The sequence below is a fragment of the Streptomyces rugosispiralis genome (assembly GCF_024505145.1).
Classification (GTDB): domain Bacteria; phylum Actinomycetota; class Actinomycetes; order Streptomycetales; family Streptomycetaceae; genus Streptomyces; species Streptomyces rugosispiralis.
On record NZ_JANIAA010000025.1, the window covers coordinates 115410 to 136606 of the forward strand.

A 21197-nucleotide genomic window follows, 5' to 3' on the forward strand; every position below is an offset into this window, starting at 1 on the left:
GCCGTTAGTGTGGGGCCCCGTCCGAGACGCTCCAACGCCCCATGGGGTGCACGCGTCCACCGCAGTCCAGCGAACCGGGGCCCGTACCTCGATGTCCGTGCACAGCCACCCGGCGGCCCAATATCCGGCCGCCACCGCCGCGTTTGCGCCCGCTCACGAACCGGGTCAGACACCGGCCTATCCGCGTCATGTCGTCACCGCCGTACTGGTCGCCCACGACGGCGCCCGCTGGCTGCCCGACGCGCTGTCCGGTCTGCTCGGCCAGGAGCGCCCGGTCCAGAGCGTCGTCGCGGCCGACACCGGCAGCGCCGACGACTCCGCCCGGCTGCTCACCGAGACCCTCGGCGAGGAGCGGGTGCTGCACATGGCGCGCCGCAGCGGCTTCGGCACGGCCGTCGCCGAAGCGGTCCGTACGGCCCCGGTGCTGGGCCCCGAGGAGCTCACCTACCTCAAGCGCCCCAGCGGCTGGGACCCCGTCAACCGCACCTGGCGCGACGACGCGTACGACATGCCGGAGCTGCCGCACGGCGAGCCCGTCCAGTGGCTGTGGCTGCTGCACGACGACTGCGCGCCCGAGCCCGACGCCCTGGCCGAGCTGCTGCGGGTGGTCGACGCCGAGTTCACCGCCAACCGCGAGCCCGCGATCGTCGGACCCAAGCTGCGCGGCTGGTACGACCGCCGGCAGTTGCTCGAAGTCGGCGTCAGCATCGCCCGCAGTGGCCGCCGCTGGACCGGCCTGGAGCGGCGCGAGCAGGACCAGGGCCAGCACGACCAGGTGCGCCCGGTGCTGTCGGTGTCCAGCGCGGGCATGCTGGTGCGCCGCGATGTGTGGGAACAGCTGGGCGGTTTCGACTCCCGGCTGCCCCTGATGCGCGACGACGTCGACCTGTGCTGGCGCGCCCAGGCGGCCGGGCACCAGGTGCTGGTGGCCCCGGACGCCGTACTGCGGCACGCGGAGGCGTCCGCGCGCGAGCGGCGGCCCATCGACTGCGTGGGGCGCTCCGTCGCCCACCCGTCACCCGACCACCACCCCCCACGGAGACGCTTCGCGTCGCGCCGTTCGTCGCCGCACCGCGTGGACAAGGCGGGCGCCGTCTACACCCTGCTGGTCAACACCCGGGGCGCGCTGCTGCCCTATGTGATGCTGCGGCTCCTGTTCGGCACGCTGCTGCGCACCCTGGCCTATCTCGTGGGCAAGGTGCCGGGGCAGGCCCTGGACGAGGTCGCCGGTCTCTTCGGCGTCCTGCTGCGGCCGGGGCGGATCCTCGCCGCCCGTAAGCGCAGAGGCCGTCCCGAGACGGAGCCGAGCGAGCTGCGGCCGCTGTTCCCGCCGCCCGGCGCGACCGTAAGGGCGACGGTGGAGCAAGTCGCCAGCAATATTGGCGGCCGTTCCGAGCCCGAGCTGTCCTCCGGCGGGCGGCACGGCGCGGTCGAGTCCGGGCCCGGCGGCGACGACGCCGACTTCCTGGAGATCGAGCAGTTCGCCCGGCTCAAGCGGATCGCGCGCAAGCCCGGCCCGATGCTCTTCCTGGTGCTGCTGGTGGTCTCGCTGGTCGCCTGCCGGGATCTGCTGGGCGCCGGCGCCCTCGCGGGCGGCGCCCTGCTGCCCGCGCCCGCCCATGTCTCCGAGCTGTGGTCGAGCTATGTGGACGGCTGGCATCCGGTCGGCACCGGCGGCACCCAGTCCGCGCCGCCGTATCTGGCCGCCCTGGCCTCGCTGGCCACGGTCTTCCTGGGCTCCACGGGCTTCACGCTGACCCTGTTGCTGGTGTGTTCGGTGCCGCTGGCCGGGTTCATCGCGTACTTCGCCTCCCGGCCGCTGGTCGAGTCCCGGCTGCTGCGCGCCTGGGGCAGCGTCGCGTACGCCTTCCTCCCGGCCGCGACCGGGGCCCTCGCGGGCGGGCGGCTCGGCACCGCCGTGCTCGCCATACTGCTGCCGCTGATGGCCCGCGCGGCGGCCGCCGCGACCGGCTTCACCGGCAACGGGACGCGGCTGCCGAGCTGGCGGGCGACGTGGGCGTACGCGCTGCTGCTGACGTTCACCATGGCGTTCACCCCGGTCGTCTGGCCGATGGCGCTCCTCCTGGGCGTCGGCGTGCTCGTGCTGCGTCAACGGCAGAGCGGCACCGAGCAGCTCATGGGGTACGGGCTGCGGTTCCTGAGCCTGGCCGTCACCCCGCTCGTCGTGCTCGCCCCCTGGTCGCTGGAGCTCGTCACCGACCCGGCCCGCCTCCTCAAGGAGGCCGGGCTGGACCGCGCCGCCGGCTCCGCGTCCGCCCTGGACCTGCTCGCGCTCAGCCCCGGCGGCCCCAACGGCGGCGGCACGCTGCTGCTGCTCGGCTTCGTCCTGGCCGCGCTCGCCGCCCTGATGCGCGGGGAGCGGCAGACCGTGGTGCGCACCGCGTGGGCCGTGGCGCTCACCGGCTTCCTCTTCGCGGCGCTCACGAGCGGTTCCGGCTGGGCCGGGCCCGCGACCCTCGTCTACGGCCTGGCGCTGCTGACCGCCGCCGTGGTCGGCGCCGAGGACGCGCGGGAGCGGGTGGCGGCGCAGAGCTTCGGCTGGCGCCAGCCGGTGGCGCTGCTGATCGCGGTCGCCACGGTCGCCGCGCCGCTGTACGCCGCCGTCACCTGGATGACGGGCGGCGCGGACGGCCCGGTCGGGCGGCGCGACCCCTCGCAGGTCCCGGCCTTCGTGGCGGCCGAGAGCGCCACCGAGGACCAGGCCCGCACCCTGGTGCTCGGCGGCGACAGCGGCGCCGCCCACGCCGACTACGCCCTGGTGCGCGGCTCCGGGGCCCGGCTCGGCGACGGCGAACTCGCGGCCGCCGGCGGCTCCGACACCCGGCTCGACGGCGTCGTGGCCAATCTGATCGCGGGCTCCGGCGCCGACCAGACCCGTCAGCTCGGCGGCTACGCGGTGCGCTACGTCTACGTCCAGAAGGGCGCGCCGCCCGAGATGGAGCGGGTGCTGAACGCGACCCCGGGCCTCACCCAGCTCAGCCGGGAGCACGGCGGCGTGTTGTGGCGGGTCGACCAGCGGGTCTCGCGGGTCTCCATCGTCCCGGCCGAGTCCTCGGGCCGCCCGGCGGGCGGCGCCGCGGCCAAGCCGGTGCCCGTGGCGTCCGGCCCCGTCGAGGCGCACACCACGGTCCCGGACGGCACGGCCGGGCGGGTGCTGCGGATCGCCGACCGGTCCGCGCCCGACTGGCAGGCCACGCTCGACGGCAAGCCGCTGAAGCCGAGGACGGTCGACGGCTGGGCGCAGGGCTTCGAACTCCCGGCGAACGGCGGCCGGTTGGACCTCACGTACGACACGCCCATCACCCACACCGCATGGGTGTGGGCGCAGGGGCTGCTCGCGGTCGTGCTGCTGGTGCTCGCGCTGCCGGGCCGCCGCCGTAACGTCGACGACGACATGCCGGACGCGGAGGGCGCGGCCGCCGCCGTCACCGCCGAGGACCTGGCGGGCGATGGCCGCCGGGCGCGGCGGCTGCGGGCCGCGGCGGAGGCGCAGGCGGCGCAGGACGGGGGCGCCAAGGGGCGGCCGGAGACGGACCCGGCCGCCGCGAACGCGATGCCCGGCCAGCCGGGCGACATTCCCCCGCAGCCGGGTGAACCGCCCATGCAGGGTGAACCGCCGATGCAGGGTGAACCGCCGATGCAGGGGGAGCCGCCGCTGCAGCCGACCGCCATGGGCGGCCCTTACGGCGACAACGCGATGACGAACGACCCTTACGGCGACCAGACGGCCGCCGGTGACCCGTACGCGGCGGTGCCGCACCAGCAGCAGTACGGGCAGCAGTGGGACGCCCAGACGTACGCCGACGCCGGATACGGCCAGTACCCGGCCGGTCAGTACCAGGGCGAGCAGTACGCGGGGGAGCAGTACCAGGGCGAGCAGTACCAGGGCGAGGGCTACGCGGGTCAGTACTCCACCGGCCAGTACCCGGCCGGTGACTACCAGGGCGGTTATCGGGACACCGGCCATCCGGCCGGCTACCAGGAGGGCCAGTACCCGGCGGACCCGTACGCGGGCGGCCAGTACGCCGACCCTTACGGCTACGACCAGCAGCAGCCCTATGCCGACGGCGGGTACCCCCAGCAGGGCGACACGACGTACGGCGGCGCCGACCCCGAGGACCGCCGCGACGGGAGCGATCAGCAGCGATGAACCGCACCACCCTGTCCCTGATCGGCGCCGCCACGGCGCTGGCCGCCGTCACCGGTGTCGCGGCCCTCACCGGGGGCTCCCCCGACGACGCGGACGCTTCCGCGAAGGCCGCCACCCGGCTGCCCGTGCAGCGCTCGACGCTGCTGTGCCCGACGCCCTCCTCCTCGGACGTGAGCAGCACCACCTACACCGCGTACACGCCCAAGCGGGACGGCGCGGACGCCAAGGACGGCACCGCCGAACTGCTGCCCGCCCAGAACCCCGCTGACGACACGACGGATCCCGGCGGCGGCGACGGCGGTAAGGACGACGGCAAGAACGGTAAGGACGGCGGGAAGGGCGGCCAGACGGCCCCCGGGGGCGACAAGCCCGTGCTGCCCCTGAAGGAGCCCGGCAAGCCCGTCACCACCGAGGAGAGCAGCGCGGGCGCGCCCGCGCTCATCGGCACCGCCGACGGCCGCTTCGCGCCCGGCTGGACCGTCCAGCAGACCACCACGATCGACGCGGGCAGCGGGCGCGGCCTCCTGGGCACCGCGTGCACCGCGCCCGACACGGACTTCTGGTTCCCCGGCGTCAGCACCGACCGGAACCGCCAGGACTTCGTGCATCTGACGAACCCGGACGACGTCGCGGCCGAGGTGGACCTGAAGCTCTACGGTCCGAGCGGCCGGCTGAAGCCCTCCACCGACGAAGCGATCACCGTCCCGCCCCGCTCCACGGTCCCGGTCCTGCTCTCGACCCTCACCGACCAGCGGGCGGCCAGTGCCTCGCTCCATGTGACCTCCCGCACCGGCCGGATCGGGGCGGCCGTGCAGGCCGTGGACCAGAAGGCGGGCGGCGACTGGCTCCCGGCCTCCGCCGTGCCCTCGACGAGCGTCGCGATCCCCGGCATCCCCAAGGACGCCACCTCGGCCCGCCTGGTCGTCTTCGCGCCCGGGTCCGACGACGCGGACCTCAAGGTGCGGCTGGCCGGGCCGAACAACGCGATCACCCCGGCCGGACATGAGTCGCTGCACGTCAAGAGCGGGATGACGGCCGCGATCGACCTCGGCGACGTGACCAAGGGCGAGCCCGGCTCGCTGCTGCTCACCCCCGAGGGCGGCGACGGCCCGGCCACACCGGTCGTGGCCGCGCTCCAGGTGACCCGGGGCAAGGGCAGCGACCAGGAGACGGCGTTCATCCCCGCGACCGCCGCGATCGAGCGGAGCGCCACCGCGGCCGACAACCGCACCAAGGGCTCCACGCTCTCCCTGGTGGCGCCGCGCGCGTCCGCCAAGGTGCGCGTCACCGCCTCGGCGGGCGCCGGGGGCGGCAGCCCGGTCAGCAAGACCTACGAGCTCAAGGGCGGCACCACCAAGGCCCTGGAACCACCGCGCCCGGCCTCGGGCAAGGGCCCGTACGCGGTGACGGTCGAGCGACTCTCCGGCGGCCCGGTGCACGCCTCGCGGATGCTGGCACTGTCGGAGGGCGGGGTGCCGATGTTCACGATCCAGTCGCTACCGGACGACCGGGGCACGGTCGCGGTGCCCGAGGCGGACCAGGACCTGTCCCTGCTCAACGACGACTAGGGCGGGGCGGGGCCTCTTTCCCCCTCCCCGCCTTCCAGCCCCTCCAGGGGGCACCTCCCAGCGGTGGCTGGGGGAGTTTGAGGAGCGGGGGTCTGGGGCGGAGCCCCAGTTGCGGGAAGGGGCGGGGAGGGGAGCAGCCCGCCGCAGGCGCGAAGATCCGCCGAACCCCTCTTGGCCCTGCCGCACGGCGTACCCGCCACTCCCGCCCGTACCGCGCCGCGGCCTCCCGCCCGTACCGCGCCGCGGCCTACTCCTGCCCGTACCGCGGGTCCACGGACTCCGGCGCCAGCCCCAGCAGCTCAGCCACCTGCTCGACCACGACCTCGTGCACCAGCAACGCCCGCTCGTCCCGGTTCTTCGCCCGGATCTCGACCGGGCGGCGGTAGATCACGATCCGGTCCGGCGCGTCCCCGCGGGCCGCGATGAAGCGCCCGAGCGGCACGGACTCGCCATCCCAGCCGTCCGCCCCGCCGTGCCCGTCCGGGCCACCGCCCGACCCCGGGCCGCCGAGCCCCGACGTGGGCACCTCGAGCACCGTGAAATCGACCCCGGACAGCTGTGGCCACCGTCTCTCCAGCCGCTCCGCCGAGTCCTGCACAAGATCCACGAAGGACTCCGCGCGGCTGACCGAGAGCGGCACCTGGGGAGGCGCGATGGGGCCGCGCATACCTCGTCCGTGGCGATCGCGACGACGGGGACGCGGCTCGGACTGATGGGGGTGTACGGGCCTGGTCATCACTCCGAGGGTAGCCGTCGCCGACCCACCCTCATGCGCTTACCGGACAGCCATGCCGGATGTCGCCAAATGAGCATTCCAGCCATGCTTGGGTCCAAAAACGGACGTCTCTTGAGTCGCTTCTCTGGCCCAGGATGATCCCTCTCGGTTCGAGTGCTGACCGGATTCGTTGTCGGCGGTTCTGGCCTCGGCGGAGGTCCACGCTGGTCAACCAGTAAGTTCACGTTTCGGGTGCACGGTGCGAACCGGGACGACACGGCGGAGTGAGCTGGTGGAGAGTCGTCGCGGCCCGCTCAAGAGTGCGGTACCGTCCAACGTCGTGAGCCCTGTACGTCGCTGTTCGCGCACCGCCTGCGGCCGCCCCGCCGTCGCGACGCTGACGTACGTCTATGCGGATTCGACCGCCGTTCTCGGGCCGCTCGCCACCTACGCCGAGCCCCACTGCTACGACCTGTGCTCGGAGCACTCCGAGCGGCTGACCGCACCGCGCGGCTGGGAGGTCGTCCGGCTCGCCGTCGACAGCGGTCCGCCCCGGCCCAGCGGTGACGATCTGGAGGCGCTGGCCAACGCGGTCCGCGAGGCCGCCCGCCCGCATGAGCGCGCGGCGGGGGCGGCGGCCGGTTCCGGGGGCTCCGGGGGCGGTCACGGCGGCCGGGAGGGCGACCCGCGTGAGGTCGCGCGCCGCGGCCATCTGCGGGTCCTGCGGTCGCCCGAGTCCTGACCGGCTCTCGCTCCGGCGATCTTCCGCGACCTCCGCGCGCACCCTGACCCGCTTTCTCCGCGTTCTTCCCGCGTTCCGCGATCCTGCCGCGTTCCGCGATCTTCCCGCGTTCCGCGTTCTTCCCGCGTTCCGTGGCGTTCCGCGGCGTTCCCCGGGATCACTTGCTGACGGAGCATTGACTGTGACTTGGCGCGGACACGACCATGCCTGCACCCCAGGGTCCTCCGTTTCCGCATCACGGATGTGACCTTCCAGGGATGGCCCACGCCGGGAGGCCCGTGTGTTCGTGCAGCAGTTGGACCCCGTCGCCGATTCACTCTCCCTGTCCGCCCTCGTCGCCACCCTTCCCCTCGTCACCGTCCTCGTCCTGCTCGGCGGGGTGCGGATGCGCGCCCACTACGCGGGCCCCATAGGGCTCGTCGTCGCCGCCCTCGTCGCCTGCCTCCCGTACGGGATGCCCGTCGGCCAGACCGTCTCCAGCGCCGCCCAAGGGGCGCTCTTCGGCCTCTTCCCCATCCTGTGGATCGTCGTCAACGCCCTGTGGGTGTACCGGATGACCGTCCGCACCGACCATTTCGACGTGCTGCGCCGCTCCTTCGGCCGGCTCTCGGACGACCCCCGCGTCCAGGCCCTCGTCATCGCCTTCTGCTTCGGCGCGCTCCTGGAGGCGCTCGCCGGGTTCGGCGCGCCGGTGGCGATCTGCTCGGTCATGCTCGTGGCGCTCGGCTTCGACCCGGTGCGCGCCGCCGTCGTCGCGCTCGTCGCCAACACCGCGCCGGTCGCCTTCGGCGCCATGGCCACCCCGGTGGTGACGCTCGCTCAGGTCACCGGGCTGCCGCTGGACTCCGTGGCCTCCGTCGTGGGCCGCCAGACCCCGCTGCTCGCCCTCGTCGTCCCGCTGCTGCTGGTCGCGCTCGTCGACGGGCGGCGCGGGCTGCGCGAGACCTGGGCGCCCGCGCTCGCCTGTGGGGTCGCCTTCGCCATCGCCCAGTTCACCGTCTCCAACTACCTCTCCGTCCAGCTCGCCGATATCGCGGCGGCACTGGTCGGCGCGGCCGTGCTGATGGCCGTGCCCGCCGCCCGGCGCCCCGTCGAGGAGCCGGTGCGCGCCGCCGTGCTCACCGGCGTACGCAGCGACGACCTGGACCGCGAGGACCCGCACCGGGAGGTGGTGCGCGCCTACGCCCCGTACGCGCTCATCGTCGCGATCTTCTCCATCGCCCAGATCGGCCCGGTCAAGGACCTCCTGGCCAAGGCCACCCGCACCTTCGACTGGCCCTTCCTGGACGTCGCCGACCCCGACGGAAAGGCGGTGGGCGCCAATGTCTTCTCGATGCCGCTGATCGCCACCGGTGGCACCCTGGTGCTGGTGGCCGGGGTGGCCACCGCCGCCGTGCTGAAGGTGGCCGCTGCCGACGCCCTGCGGGAGTGGGTGGCCACGGTGCGCGAACTGCGTCATGCGATCCTTACGGTCACCTCGGTGCTCGCGCTCGCCTATGTCATGAATCTCTCCGGGCAGGCCGCCACCATCGGTCACTTCGTCGCGGCCGCCGGGGCCGGGCTGGCCTTCCTCTCCCCGGTGCTGGGCTGGTTCGGCGTCGCGGTCTCCGGCTCGGACACCTCCGCGAACGCCCTCTTCGGCGCCCTCCAGGTGACCGCCGCCCGTGAGTCCGGGCTGTCCCCGGATCTGCTGGCCGCCGCCAACAGCTCGGGCGGGGTCCTCGGCAAGATGATCTCCCCGCAGAACCTCACCATCGCCTGTGCGGCGGTCGGGCTGAAGGGGCGTGAGGGCGATCTGCTCCGTAAGGTGCTGCCGTGGAGCCTCGCGCTGCTGCTGGTGATGTGCCTGATCGTCGTCGCGCAATCGTCGTTCCTGCTCAGCTGGATGCTGCCGTGATTCGGCCAGGGACGACCGGCGGCGGACGGCCGAGGTTGGCCGACAGCACGCCGCGCGACGGGGCTCACAGTTCCGGCCCAGGTCCTGCGGGTAGGTTTTGAGGTCCGCAGGGACGTACTCCGCAGGGACGTACGCAGAGACGTCCGTAGAGACATCTCCACCAGGACCTCCAGAAGGGGTTGGCTGTGCCCGACTTGTCGCAGATCGTGAAGGCGTACGACGTGCGCGGTGTGGTCCCGGACCAGTGGGACGAGCCGCTCGCCGGGCTCTTCGGCGCCGCCTTCGCCCGGGTGACCGACGCGGACGCGATCGTCGTCGGCCATGACATGCGCCCCTCCTCGCCCGGTCTGGCGCGGGCCTTCGCGCACGGCGCCGCCTCGCTCGGGGTGGATGTGACCGAGATCGGACTGTGCTCGACCGATCAGCTCTACTTCGCGAGCGGATATCTCAACCTGCCCGGCGCGATGTTCACCGCCAGCCACAACCCCGCGCGGTACAACGGCATCAAGATGTGCCGCGCGGGCGCCGCCCCCATCGGCCAGGACAGCGGGCTCGCCGAGATCCGCGCCCTGGTGGAGGGTTGGGCGGACGGCGGCGCGCCCGAGCCCGCCGCCGAGTCCGGCACCATCACCCAGCGGGACGTCCTCGACGACTACGCCGCCCATCTGCGCTCGCTGGTTGACCTGACCGCCATCCGGCCGCTGAAGGTCGTCGTGGACGCGGGCAACGGCATGGGCGGCCACACCGTCCCGACCGTCTTCGAGGGCCTCCCGCTCGAGCTCGACGCCCTCTACTTCGAGCTGGACGGCACCTTCCCCAACCACGAGGCCAACCCGCTCGACCCCAAGAACATCGTCGATCTGCAGGCCCGGGTCCGGGAGACCGGCGCCGACATCGGGCTCGCCTTCGACGGCGACGCCGACCGCTGCTTCGTCGTGGACGGGCGCGGCGAGCCGGTGTCCCCCTCCGCCATCACCGCCCTGGTCGCCTCCCGCGAGCTGGCCAAGCACCCGGGCGGGACGGTGATCCACAACTGCATCACCTCCTGGTCGGTCCCCGAGGTCGTCAAGGAGAACGGCGGCACCCCCGTCCGCACCCGCGTGGGCCACTCCTTCATCAAGGCCGAGATGGCCCGCACCGGCGCGATCTTCGGCGGCGAGCACTCCGCCCACTACTACTTCCGCGACTTCTGGAACGCCGACACCGGCATGCTGGCCGCCCTGCACGTCCTGGCCGCACTCGGCGGCCAGAAGGGCCCGCTGTCGGACCTGGTCGCCCAGTACGACCGGTACGCGGCCTCCGGCGAGATCAACAGCACCGTTGACGACCAGGCCGGGCGCATGGAGGCCGTCAAGGCGTCGTACGAGCGCCGCGAGGGCGCCGAACTCGACGAACTCGACGGCCTTACGGTCACCACCCCCAACTGGTGGTTCAACCTCCGCCCCTCCAACACCGAGCCCCTCCTCCGCCTGAACGTCGAGGCCCGAGACGAGGAGACGGCGGCCGAGGTCCGCGACGAGGTCCTCTCCATCGTCCGCGCCTAGCCCTCAAGGCGGCCGACGACGCGGCGGTCCGCCTTCCGCGGGGGGCGGACGCGTCCGTAGGGAGCCCCGCAACGCCCTTACGGCTGTCCTCGCGCGACCGTAGGGCTACGCGGCGACGGCCGCGGCGTCCATACAGGCCCGCGAGCGATGTCCTTACGCGACTCCGCGCGCAGCCGCCCGCCACCTCGGGCAGGACCTGCCGGGCTCTCTGCCAGGACCTGCCGGGCTCTCTGCGGGCCCGCAGGCCCTGCGGGGTGCCCGCGCGGACGCTGTGGCCCTCCGCGCCCTACGGGCGCCTGCGGGAGGTTCGCGGCGCCCTTGCGAAGATCCCCGCGCGGCCCCTGCGGTCGTCCGCCTCCTACTGGAGGCCCCCATGGCGCCCTTCGGGGTCCTCGGTGCTTGCGGACGTCTGTGGGTCCTACGGCTGTCCCGCGCGCCTCTGCGGCCGTCACGGCTTGGCCCCTGCGCTCGTCCTTGCGCTCGTCCTCGCGTCCTCAAGGGAGGTCTGCGGCGTCCATACGGCCGTCAGAGCGTGGCCCCGCGGCCGTGCGCGCCCTTGCGGAGGCCCGCGGGTCCTACGGCTGCCGTGTGCGGTCTCTGCGGCCGCCCGCGTTACGGGGCCCGTAGGAGGCCCGCGGCGTCCCCGCGGAGGTTACGGCCGCCGTGCTGCGGGCCCCCGCAGCCGCGCGTGCCCTTACAGAAGCCCCCGCGCCCGCACGGAGGCCCGTGCACGACCCACACCGCTGCGGGGGCCCGGGGGAGTCCCCGGGCTTCGGTGTACACCGGCCGCGCCCCGGCCCCGCCCGGCGGTACGCTGACCTCGCCGGACCGTTGTCCGGCTGGACCCATACTCGAAGGGACGACCCCATGCCGCTCGAAGCCGGTCTTCTGGAGATCCTCGCCTGCCCGGCGTGCCACGCCCCGCTGCGCGAGGAGCAGTCCACGGAGACCCTCGAGCTGGTGTGCACGGGCGAGGGGTGCGGTCTCGCGTACCCCGTGCGGGACGGCATCCCCGTGCTGCTCGTCGACGAGGCGCGCCGCCCGGCCTGACCCGGCGGCCCGCCGGGCCCCAGCCCCGCGCGGTCCCACGCGTAAGCCCCGCGCGATCCCACGCGTACCGCCCGCCACGGCGATCGGAGGCCGAAGCACGATGCTCGACGAATCCCTCCTCGACGCCCCCGAGGCCCTCGCCCGCGCCGATACCCGCGGGCTGCTGCGCGGAGCCGCCGAGGCCGGCGCCCGCGTCCGCACCGCCGCCCGGCACGCCGCCGAGGCCGGGATAGGCGACCTCAAGCCGGACGGGCGCCCGCGCGCCGTCATGGTCGCGGGCCCGGGGGCGGCCGGAAGCTGCACCGCTGACCTCCTCGGCGCGCTCAGCGGAGGCAACTGCCCGGTCAGCCTGATCATGCCCGTGGGCGTGGCCCCCGCGCCGGGTGCCCTGCGCTGGACGCTGCCCGGCTGGGCGGGTCCGCTGGACCTGCTGGTCATCGCGACCCCGGACGGCACGGAACCGGGCCTTCCGCGCCTGGTCGAGCAGGCGTACCGCCGCGGCTGCGCGATCGTCTCGGTCGCCCCGGGCCAGTCCCCGCTGGCCGACGCGGTCGCCCAGGCCCGCGGCCTGACGGTGCCGCTGGCCACGGCGCCGTCCGGCTCGGCCCCGTACGCCACCGGCGGGTACGCCACCGACCCGTACCGCGGGGACCCGCACGCGTCCGGCGCGTCCGGCGTGCCCGGCCCCGAGGACACCGCCCTCGCCGAGGGCGCCCTGGGCGACGCCCCCGCCCCGTACGGGACGCCTTCCGTCCCGCAGCCCGTCGAGCCGCCCGGCACCGCCCCCGACGAGATGACCGGCCCCGCGCTGCCCGGCACGCTGTGGGCCCTGCTCACCCCGCTGCTCCTGCTGGTCGACCGGATCGGCCTGGTGTCCGCACCGCCCACCGCGCTGCAGCAGGTGGCCGACCGGCTCGACCAGGTCGCCGAGCGCTGCGGCCCGGCCATCGCCACCTACACCAACCCCGCCAAGACGCTCGCGGCCGAACTCGCCGGGGCGCTTCCGCTGCTGTGGACCGAGGGCCCGGTCGCCGCCGCGACCGGACGGCGCTTCTCTGGGCTGCTCGCGGCGCTCGCCGGGCGCCCCGCGCTCGTCGCCGAGCTCCCCGGGGCGCTCGCCGCGCATGGCACGCTGCTGACCGGGGCGTTCGCGGGCGGCTCCGACCCGGAAGACTTCTTCCGCGACCGGGTGGAGGAGCCCGAGGCGCTCCGCGCCCGGATCGTGCTGCTCCACGACGAGCCCGTGGGCCCCATCTCGGCCGTGCCGACCGCCCGGGAGCTCGCGCTGGCGCACGAGACCGCGTTCAGCGAGCTGGAACCGGCCGAGGGCACCCCACTGGAGAGCGCCGCGGAACTTCTCGCCATCACGGATTTCGCCGCCGTTTACCTCGCGCTCGCTTCGCCGGATAGAACTTGAGGCCGTCATAGACCTTGAGTGCGACCGTAAGGCCGTGCTCAAGGCCGTAAGGCACGCACCAACCGCCCCACGTCCCTCACTGCACAGTCAGGAACCGCACCGCATGGACCGCCTCGTCAACACCGTGCGCCCCTACGCCTGGGGCTCCACCACCGCCATCCCGGAGCTGCTGGGCGTCCGGCCGACCGGGGAGCCGCAGGCCGAGATGTGGATGGGGGCGCACCCCGGGGCGCCGTCCCGGGTCGACCGGGGAGCGGGCTCCGTCGCGCTCTCCGAGGTGATCGCCGCGGACCCCGAGGGCGAGCTCGGCGCGGACGCCGTAAGCCTCTTCGGGCCCCGGCTGCCGTTCCTGCTGAAGGTGCTGGCCGCCGCCTCGCCGCTGTCGCTCCAGGTCCACCCCGACCTCACGCAGGCCAAGGAGGGCTTCGCGGACGAGGAGCAGCGCGGCGTCCCGGCCGACGCCCCGCACCGCAACTACAAGGACGCCAATCACAAGCCCGAGCTGATATGCGCGCTCACCCCGTTCAACGGGCTGTGCGGCTTCCGCGACCCGAACGAGGCGGCCGAGCTGCTGGCCGCCCTCGAGGTCGACTCCCTCAAGCCGTACGTCGACATCCTGCACGCCCACCCGGAGTCGCACGCCCTGCGCGAGGTGCTGACCGCCGTCCTCACGGCCGACCCGGAGGCGATGGCGGAGACCGTAAGGACGGCGACTGCCGCCGCCGAGCGTCTCGGCGCGCAGGACGGACCGCACGCCCCGGCGTACGCGGCGTACGCCTCCATCGCCCGGCACTACCCGGGCGACCCCGGTGTGATCGCCGCGATGCTGCTCAACTTCGTGACCCTCCAGCCCGGCGAGGCCCTCTACCTCGGCGCCGGCGTACCGCACGCCTATCTCGACGGCCTGGGCGTCGAGATCATGGCCAACTCCGACAACGTGCTGCGCTGCGGGCTGACGCCCAAGCACGTGGACGTCCCCGAGCTGCTGCGCGTCGTCCGCTTCGAGAGCGCCGCCCCCGCCGTGCTGCGGCCCGAGGCGGACCCCTCCGGCGAGGAGCTCTACACCACCCCGATCGACGAGTTCCGGCTCTCCCGCCACGTCCTGGCCGACGGCGCCGCTCCCCGCCCGCTGCCGGCGACCGGCCCGCAGATCCTGTTGTGCGCCTCGGGCGAGGTCTCCCTGCGCGGCGCGGACGGCGAACTCCGGCTGAAGCGCGGGGAGTCGGCCTTCGTACCGGCCGGCGAGGCGGCCGCCCTGAGCGGCGATGGCACTGTGTTCAGGGCCACAGTGACCGGCTGAGGTACGGCCCGCTCGAGGGGCTGGAACAATGGCCCGCCGTGAGGCGGTAAAGCACTGGCAAAGCCGCCATGAGCTGCCATGTAAGCGGAAGGGAAATTCGGCACATATGAGTGCATCAGGCGGAACCAAGGCGATTGTTGCCGCGCTGGGCGCGAACCTGGCTATCGCCGCAGCCAAGTTCGTGGCGTTCGCCTTCAGCGGCTCGTCGTCGATGCTCGCCGAAGGCGTGCACTCGGTCGCCGACTCGGGCAATCAGGGGCTGCTGCTCCTCGGTGGGAAGAGGGCCAAGCGCGAGGCCACCCCCGAGCACCCCTTCGGCTACGGCCGCGAGCGCTACATCTACGGCTTCCTCGTCTCCATCGTGCTGTTCACCATCGGCGGTGTCTTCGCGCTGTACGAGGGCTACGAGAAGATCCAGCACCCCCATGAGCTGGAGCACTGGTACTGGCCGGTCGGGGTGCTCGTCTTCGCGATCCTCGCCGAGGGTTTCTCCTTCCGTACGGCCATCAAGGAGTCCAACGAGATCCGCGGCAAGCTGAGCTGGTCCCAGTTCGTCCGCCGCGCCAAGGCCCCCGAACTCCCCGTCGTCCTCCTGGAGGACTTCGGCGCCCTCGTCGGCCTGGTCCTCGCGCTCGGCGGCGTCGGCCTCACCATGCTGACCGGCGACGGCGTCTGGGACGGCATCGGCACCCTCTGCATCGGCATACTGCTGGTGCTGATCGCCCTGGTGCTCGCGGCCGAGACCAAGTCGCTGCTCCTTGGCGAGGCGGCCGACGCCACGGAGGTCGCCAAGATCCGCGAAGCCGTCGTGGACGGCGACACCGTCACCAGCCTGATCCACATGCGCACCCTCCACCTCGGCCCCGAGGAACTGCTGGTCGCCGCCAAGATCGCGGTCCAGCACGACGACACGGCAGCGGAGGTCGCCCGCGCGATCGACGCCGCGGAGGCCCGCATCCGCGAAGCAGTCCCGATCGCCCGAGTCATCTACCTGGAACCCGACATCCTCCGAACCTCAACGTCCGCCTGAGCGACCCCGGCGGAGCCGCCCCGCCGTCGGCCCTTCGAGCCCGAGATCTCGGGCTCGAAGGGCCGACGCGTATCACCCCGGTTTGCGGGCATCTGTTCCGCCCGGCGGACCGGGCGGGCACAAACCGGCCACGGCCCCGCACTCGCCAACGCCCCTCGGCACCGACAACGTGCGCCGCACAGACGGCCGGGTCGGCTGGGCCGGGACGGGGACAGCGGAGCCAAGCCCCGACCGCCCGGAGCCCTGGGGCAGAACCCCGAACCGGGGCCCGGGCGGAGCGTCTGAGCTGGGGCCCGGGGCGGAGCCCCGGTGGGGGCCCGGGAGCTTGCCCCCGGTATCGGGAAGGGGCAGGGGTGGGGAAGAAGCCCACCCCCCAACCCCCGCCCTACTCAACCTCCCCGAGCACCCCCAAAATCGCCCCCACATCCCCCGCCCCCAACAACCGCTCCCGAAACTCCGGAGCCATCAACTTCCGCGACAGCAACGCCAGAATCCGCAGATGCTCATCCCCCGCATCCGCCTCCGGCACCGCGATCATGAAGACCAGCCGAGCCTTCGTCCCATCCGGCGCACCCCACTCGATCCCCTCGGGGGAACGCGCGAAGCCGACGACCGGAGCGGTCACCGCGTCCGTCTTGGCATGCGGAATCGCGATCTCCTCGCCGAGCCCGGTCGTGCCCTGGTCCTCCCGGGCAAACGCGGCCCGCACCAGCTCCTCCGCATCCGCGACCTTGCCCGTAGCGGCCAGCAGCTCAGCCATCTCACGGATCGCGGCATCCTTACCGTCGGCCGCCAACCGCTCCTTCACGGTCTGCTCAGTGAGATACCCGGACAGCACCTGCCCCCCGGAAGCGGCCTCGGCCTCGCCGCCTTCGCCAGCCACCCCCTGAGAAGCGACCGCCTTACGGGCACCCGCAGCACCATTCGACTCCCCGGTACGGCCGCCGCCGCCCACCCCGGCAAGGACGGGCTCAGCCGCGACCGAAGCCGCCCCGGAACCACCACCGGCGGCACCCGCACCACCGGCGGCGGGGGCCCTTACGCCACCCGCAGCGCCCTCCGCACCCACCGCGCTCCCCGAATCCACAGCACCCCCACCAACCGACATCAACGCGATCGTCACCAACGCCGTCACCGCCGTACCCACCACCACCGCGACAAAGAACATCGGCACCCCACCAACCGCACCGAGCACCGCCACAATCGGCCCTCCATGCGGCACGTTGTCCTCGACCGACGCCACCCCGGCTATCGCCCCGGCGACCGCACCGCCCACCATGTTCGCCGGAATGACCCGCGCGGGACGCGCCGCCGCGAACGGGATAGCGCCCTCCGTGATGCCGAAGAAGCCCATGAAGAGCGCCGCGAGCCCGGTCTCCCGCTCCTGGTCGTCGAACATCCGGCGGCGCAGCAGCGTGGCCAGCCCCTGGCCCAGCGGCGGCACCGGAATGGCCGCCGCACACGCCCCCATGACCTCGGGGTTCTTGGACACCAGCCCGGCACCGAACAGGAACGCCGTCTTGTTGACGGGACCACCCATGTCGAACGCGATCATCAGCCCGAGAATGATGCCGAGCACCGCCGCACTCGTGCCGGTCAGCCCGCCGAGCCAGTCGGTGAGCTGCTCGAAGACCCAGGAGATCGGCTCGCCGAGGACATAGATGAAGAAGAGGCCGAGCGCCGACGTCGCCACGATCGGGATCACGATGATGGGCATGATCGGCTGGACGAACTTCGGAACCTTGACCCGCTTGATCCACAGCACCAGATAGCCGGCCAGGAAGCCGGTGACGATCGCCCCGATGAAGCCGGCGCCCGCCTCGCTGTCGTACAGCTCGCCGTGGGCCGCGATCCAGCCGCCCACCATGCCGGGCACCAACGCGGGCCGGTCCGCGATGGCGTAGGCGATATAGCCGGACAGGGCCGGGATCATCAGCTCGAAGCCGATGCTCCCGATGTCGTTGACCGTCTTCCAGAAGGAGTCGTCGGGGATGACGATGCCCTTGGACGTCGTATCACCGCCCAGGGCCAGCGAGACCGCGATCAGCAGACCGCCGACCACCACGAACGGGATCATGTACGAGACACCGTTCATGAGCGCCTTATAGGTGACGCTGCGCCCCTTACCGCCGCCACCACCGCTCTGACCACCCCCGGAAGCCGCCGCTCCCGAGGCACCGTGCCCGGCACCAGAGCCGTCGCCCTCGTACACCGGCGCGTCCAGCACCTGCTCGATCAGCTGCTGCGGCCGGTGAATGCCATCGGCGACCCCGACGACAAGCACCCTCTTACCGACGAAACGACTGCGGTCGACGTCCTTGTCGGCGGCGATGATGATGCCGTCAGCCTCGCTGACATCGTTGTCAGACAGTACGTTCTCGGCCCCGATCGAGCCTTGGGTCTCCACCTTCATGCTGTGGCCGAGCGACTCCGCCGCCTGGGCCAGCTTCTCAGCGGCCATATAGGTATGGGCGATACCCGTGGGACATGCGGTCACCGCGAGCAGCTTGAGCCCCGGTCCGCTGGCCCCCGCACCGTTGGGGGGATCGGCTGGACTGGTCACGTGGTTCTCCTTAACGCGTTGAGCGGGCGCGGGAAGCTGCCAGCGTCCCCGCGCTCGCGGCATCGTGCAATACATCCGGCCGGGTTCAAAGGGACGGGCTGAACCCCCGACTCCGGAAGCGACGCGACCACCGACCCCGAACGACGCGACCACCGACCCCGGGGCAGCACGGCCGCGCGCCCCGAAGCAGCGCCCCGGCCCCCACGCAGCGCCCCCGGCCCCCACACAGGGCTCCCGGCCCCCACGCAGCGCCCCTGGCCCCGAAGCAGCGCGACCCTCGCCTCGAAGCAGCGCGGCCGACGCCCCCGAGCGGCGCACTCATCACCCCTGGTCATAGCCGTACGGCCGAAGATGACCGATGGGGGCTGGGGTTCGCTCCGCCGATCGGTGTAGATTCGTGACCGAGCCAGACGTCGCTGCTGATGGCGGTCGGGCGGTCCGCACCCCGGGCCGACCGAGGGAGAGAGGGCCTCCGACGGACTGCGCACTGTGAGGTAGAAGGGGACAGGTGTGCCCGTTGTCACGGGGCACCGCCCGATGCCTCGCATGCCCAGCCGAACCACTCTCGCTCGCACACGATCGAGGAGGAGCAGCACTCATGACGACAGCCGTCTCCGGTCAGGACTTCAAGGTCGCGGACCTCTCCCTGGCTGCCTTCGGCCGTAAGGAGATCACCCTCGCCGAGCATGAGATGCCCGGCCTGATGGCGATCCGTAAGGAGTACGCCGAGCAGCAGCCGCTGGCCGGCGCCCGTATCACCGGCTCGCTGCACATGACCGTGCAGACCGCCGTGCTGATCGAGACCCTGGCCGCCCTCGGCGCCCAGGTCCGGTGGGCCTCCTGCAACATCTTCTCCACTCAGGACCACGCTGCGGCCGCGATCGCCGTCGGCCCCGAGGGCACTCCGGAGAACCCGCAGGGCATCCCGGTCTTCGCCTGGAAGGGCGAGACCCTGGAGGAGTACTGGTGGTGCACGGAACAGGCGCTGACCTGGGCCGGCACCCCCACCGGCGGGCCCAACATGATCCTGGACGACGGTGGCGACGCCACCCTGCTCGTCCACAAGGGCGTCGAGTACGAGAAGGCCGGCGCCGCCCCTGACGTCGCCACCGCCGAGAACGACGAGCACCGCGTCATCCTCGAGCTGCTGAACCGCACCATCGCGGAGAGCCCGCAGAAGTGGACGCAGCTGGCCTCCGAGATCCGCGGGGTCACCGAGGAGACCACCACCGGCGTGCACCGCCTCTACGAGATGCAGCGGGACGGCACGCTGCTCTTCCCGGCGATCAACGTGAACGACGCGGTCACCAAGTCCAAGTTCGACAACAAGTACGGCTGCCGCCACTCCCTGGTCGACGGCATCAACCGCGCCACCGACGTGCTGATCGGCGGCAAGGTCGCGGTCGTCTGCGGCTACGGTGACGTCGGTAAGGGCTGCGCCGAGTCGCTGCGCGGCCAGGGCGCCCGGGTGATCGTCACCGAGATCGACCCGATCTGCGCGCTCCAGGCCGCGATGGACGGCTACCAGGTCGCCACCCTGGACGACGTGGTGGAGACGGCCGACATCTTCATCACCACGACCGGCAACAAGGACATCATCCTGGCCTCGGACATGGCCAAGATGAAGCACCAGGCAATCGTCGGGAACATCGGCCACTTCGACAACGAGATCGACATGGCCGGGCTCGCCGCCCTCCCGGGCATCGTGAAGGACGAGGTCAAGCCGCAGGTCCACACCTGGACCTTCGCCGACGGCAAGAAGATCATCGTGCTCTCCGAGGGCCGTCTGCTGAACCTCGGCAACGCGACCGGTCACCCGTCGTTCGTGATGTCCAACTCCTTCGCGAACCAGACCATCGCCCAGATCGAGCTCTTCACCAAGCCGGAGTCGTACCCGACCGACGTCTATGTGCTCCCCAAGCACCTGGACGAGAAGGTCGCCCGCCTCCACCTGGACGCGCTCGGGGTCAAGCTGACCACGCTCCGGCCCGAGCAGGCCTCCTACATCGGCGTCCCGGTGGAGGGTCCGTACAAGCCCGACCACTACCGCTACTGATCGCATCCGCTGATCGCACCGGCGCCGCCGACCACACCGTCGGCGGCCGCTGACCCGGCCCCCGCCCCGGCGGGGCCCCAGGGCCCGTCCGCGCCTCCCGGCCGGGCGGGCCCGACGCTCGTCAAGGACCTCACCATGCCCCGCGGCCGCTACTCCCTCCACGACCCGCACGATCACGCCCCCCTGGGCGAGGAGCACTTCCAATGCGCTCCCGGCCCCAGCGGCTGGCGCTATGTCGCACAGCGGACCTCACCCTCCGGCGATCACACCGGGTCCGTGGACCTCACCCTCGATGAACTCGGCCGCCCGCTCAGGGTGGAGCTGCACGCGTCGAGCTGGCAGGTCAGGGGCGCCGCCCTGGAAGGCGTCACCTGGGTCCGCACGGACCCCACCGGGGAGCACGCGACCGAGGGCAATGTCCGCGCCCACTCCTTCACCGGCGCCTCCCCGGCCTTCCTGGTCGCCGTCTCCCGGCTGCTACGCCTGGAACCGGGGGCCGGGGCCGTCCGCGTCCGCCTCGTGGCCTTCACCGATCCGGTCCTCGCGCCCCTCACCCTGGATCAGTCCTGGGCACTTCTCGACAGAACGGGTCACGCCACCGACACCGGGCCGCTCATTGTGGACGAGTACCAGGTCAGCGAGGTGGACACCGGAGAGGTCCGGACGATCCACATCGCCGGCGACGTGGTGCTCGCCGCCCCCGGCATCGAGCTGGAGCACCTGGAGAGCCCACCGTCGTCCTTCGCGGCCTGATGAGCTCGCGACCCATCTGACCTGCGACGTTGAGAAACTTTCGGGAACCTCTTGACCCGTGGAGCACCGGTGCGTACGTTGGAGGGTCGCGGCGAAGGAGTGCATAGACGCTCCGGCCGGACCGTACTAAAGAATCTTGCCCGGAGTCCTTGACCAAGGTAGTCCGGGGAGGTAGGTTTAAACGGTTGTGGTGAGCAGAGTCTGCCCATCCCCAAAACGCATTTGAACCGCTCCGCAGACGGATGGATATCCAAACGGAGCACCTTTTGACACCCGCAGGCGTCACGCGAAGCCGATTAGGTTCGGCGGATGATCGTCTGCTAAAGTCGAAAACACGCCGAAAGGCAAGGTCCTCCAACGGCCACCGGAAACGGAATTCGGATCGGAAACG

13 protein-coding genes are annotated in these 21197 nt (G+C 72.5%); 11 read left to right on the top strand and 2 right to left on the bottom strand.

Features of this window, described 5'->3' with window-relative positions:
• Positions 1–91 precede the first annotated feature (91 nt).
• Together NP777_RS30175 and NP777_RS30180 are read left to right on the top strand one after the other, a co-directional pair.
• The gene (locus NP777_RS30175; protein ID WP_256653332.1) at positions 92–4171 is read left to right on the top strand and encodes a glycosyltransferase; all 4080 of its coding nucleotides are present in this window, start codon (positions 92–94) and stop codon (positions 4169–4171) included.
• Positions 4168–5739, top strand: a complete 1572-nt coding sequence (locus NP777_RS30180; RefSeq protein ID WP_256653333.1) for a DUF5719 family protein — start codon at positions 4168–4170, stop codon at positions 5737–5739. Before NP777_RS30175 ends, NP777_RS30180 begins: the two co-directional genes overlap by 4 nt.
• A gap of 247 nt (positions 5740–5986) precedes the next feature.
• Here the strand turns inward: NP777_RS30180 and NP777_RS30185 are convergent, their stop codons facing one another.
• Complete coding sequence (locus NP777_RS30185) at positions 5987–6406, bottom strand: metallopeptidase family protein (RefSeq protein ID WP_308405255.1); 420 nt, start codon at positions 6404–6406, stop codon at positions 5987–5989.
• Positions 6407–6746: 340 nt separating this feature from the next.
• On the opposite strand from NP777_RS30185, the gene NP777_RS30190 reads away from it, so the two are divergent.
• From NP777_RS30190 to NP777_RS30220, 7 genes are all read left to right on the top strand, one after another.
• Positions 6747–7196 carry a DUF3499 domain-containing protein gene (locus tag NP777_RS30190; RefSeq protein WP_138915324.1) on the top strand — a complete coding sequence of 150 codons (450 nt, stop codon included), beginning with the start codon at positions 6747–6749 and terminating at the stop codon, positions 7194–7196.
• Positions 7197–7476: 280 nt separating this feature from the next.
• Positions 7477–9093, top strand: coding sequence for an L-lactate permease (locus NP777_RS30195; RefSeq protein WP_256653335.1), 1617 nt, complete (start codon positions 7477–7479; stop codon positions 9091–9093).
• A gap of 185 nt (positions 9094–9278) precedes the next feature.
• Positions 9279–10637: a phosphomannomutase/phosphoglucomutase gene (locus tag NP777_RS30200; RefSeq protein WP_256653336.1), complete on the top strand. Its 1359-nt coding sequence runs from the start codon at positions 9279–9281 to the stop codon at positions 10635–10637.
• Between the two features lie 867 nt (positions 10638–11504).
• Positions 11505–11687 carry a Trm112 family protein gene (locus NP777_RS30205; protein ID WP_256653337.1) on the top strand — a complete coding sequence of 61 codons (183 nt, stop codon included), beginning with the start codon at positions 11505–11507 and terminating at the stop codon, positions 11685–11687.
• Between the two features lie 100 nt (positions 11688–11787).
• Entirely contained in the window at positions 11788–13104 is a 1317-nt protein-coding gene (locus tag NP777_RS30210) for an SIS domain-containing protein (RefSeq protein WP_256653338.1), read from the top strand.
• A 103-nt stretch (positions 13105–13207) separates the two neighbouring features.
• Entirely contained in the window at positions 13208–14404 is a 1197-nt protein-coding gene (gene manA, locus NP777_RS30215; RefSeq protein WP_256653339.1) for a mannose-6-phosphate isomerase, class I, read from the top strand.
• A gap of 106 nt (positions 14405–14510) precedes the next feature.
• On the top strand, positions 14511–15434 hold the full coding sequence (locus NP777_RS30220; protein WP_256653340.1) for a cation diffusion facilitator family transporter: 924 nt from the start codon (positions 14511–14513) through the stop codon (positions 15432–15434).
• Between the two features lie 385 nt (positions 15435–15819).
• Here the strand turns inward: NP777_RS30220 and NP777_RS30225 are convergent, their stop codons facing one another.
• Positions 15820–17997, bottom strand: coding sequence for a fructose-specific PTS transporter subunit EIIC (locus tag NP777_RS30225; protein ID WP_256653341.1), 2178 nt, complete (start codon positions 17995–17997; stop codon positions 15820–15822).
• 598 nt (positions 17998–18595) lie between these two features.
• Between NP777_RS30225 and ahcY the strand changes: the two genes are divergently transcribed.
• Positions 18596–20053 carry an adenosylhomocysteinase gene (gene ahcY / locus NP777_RS30230; RefSeq protein ID WP_256653342.1) on the top strand — a complete coding sequence of 486 codons (1458 nt, stop codon included), beginning with the start codon at positions 18596–18598 and terminating at the stop codon, positions 20051–20053.
• Positions 20054–20188: 135 nt separating this feature from the next.
• Positions 20189–20806, top strand: coding sequence for a hypothetical protein (locus tag NP777_RS30235; RefSeq protein WP_256653343.1), 618 nt, complete (start codon positions 20189–20191; stop codon positions 20804–20806).
• Positions 20807–21197: the final 391 nt, after the last annotated feature.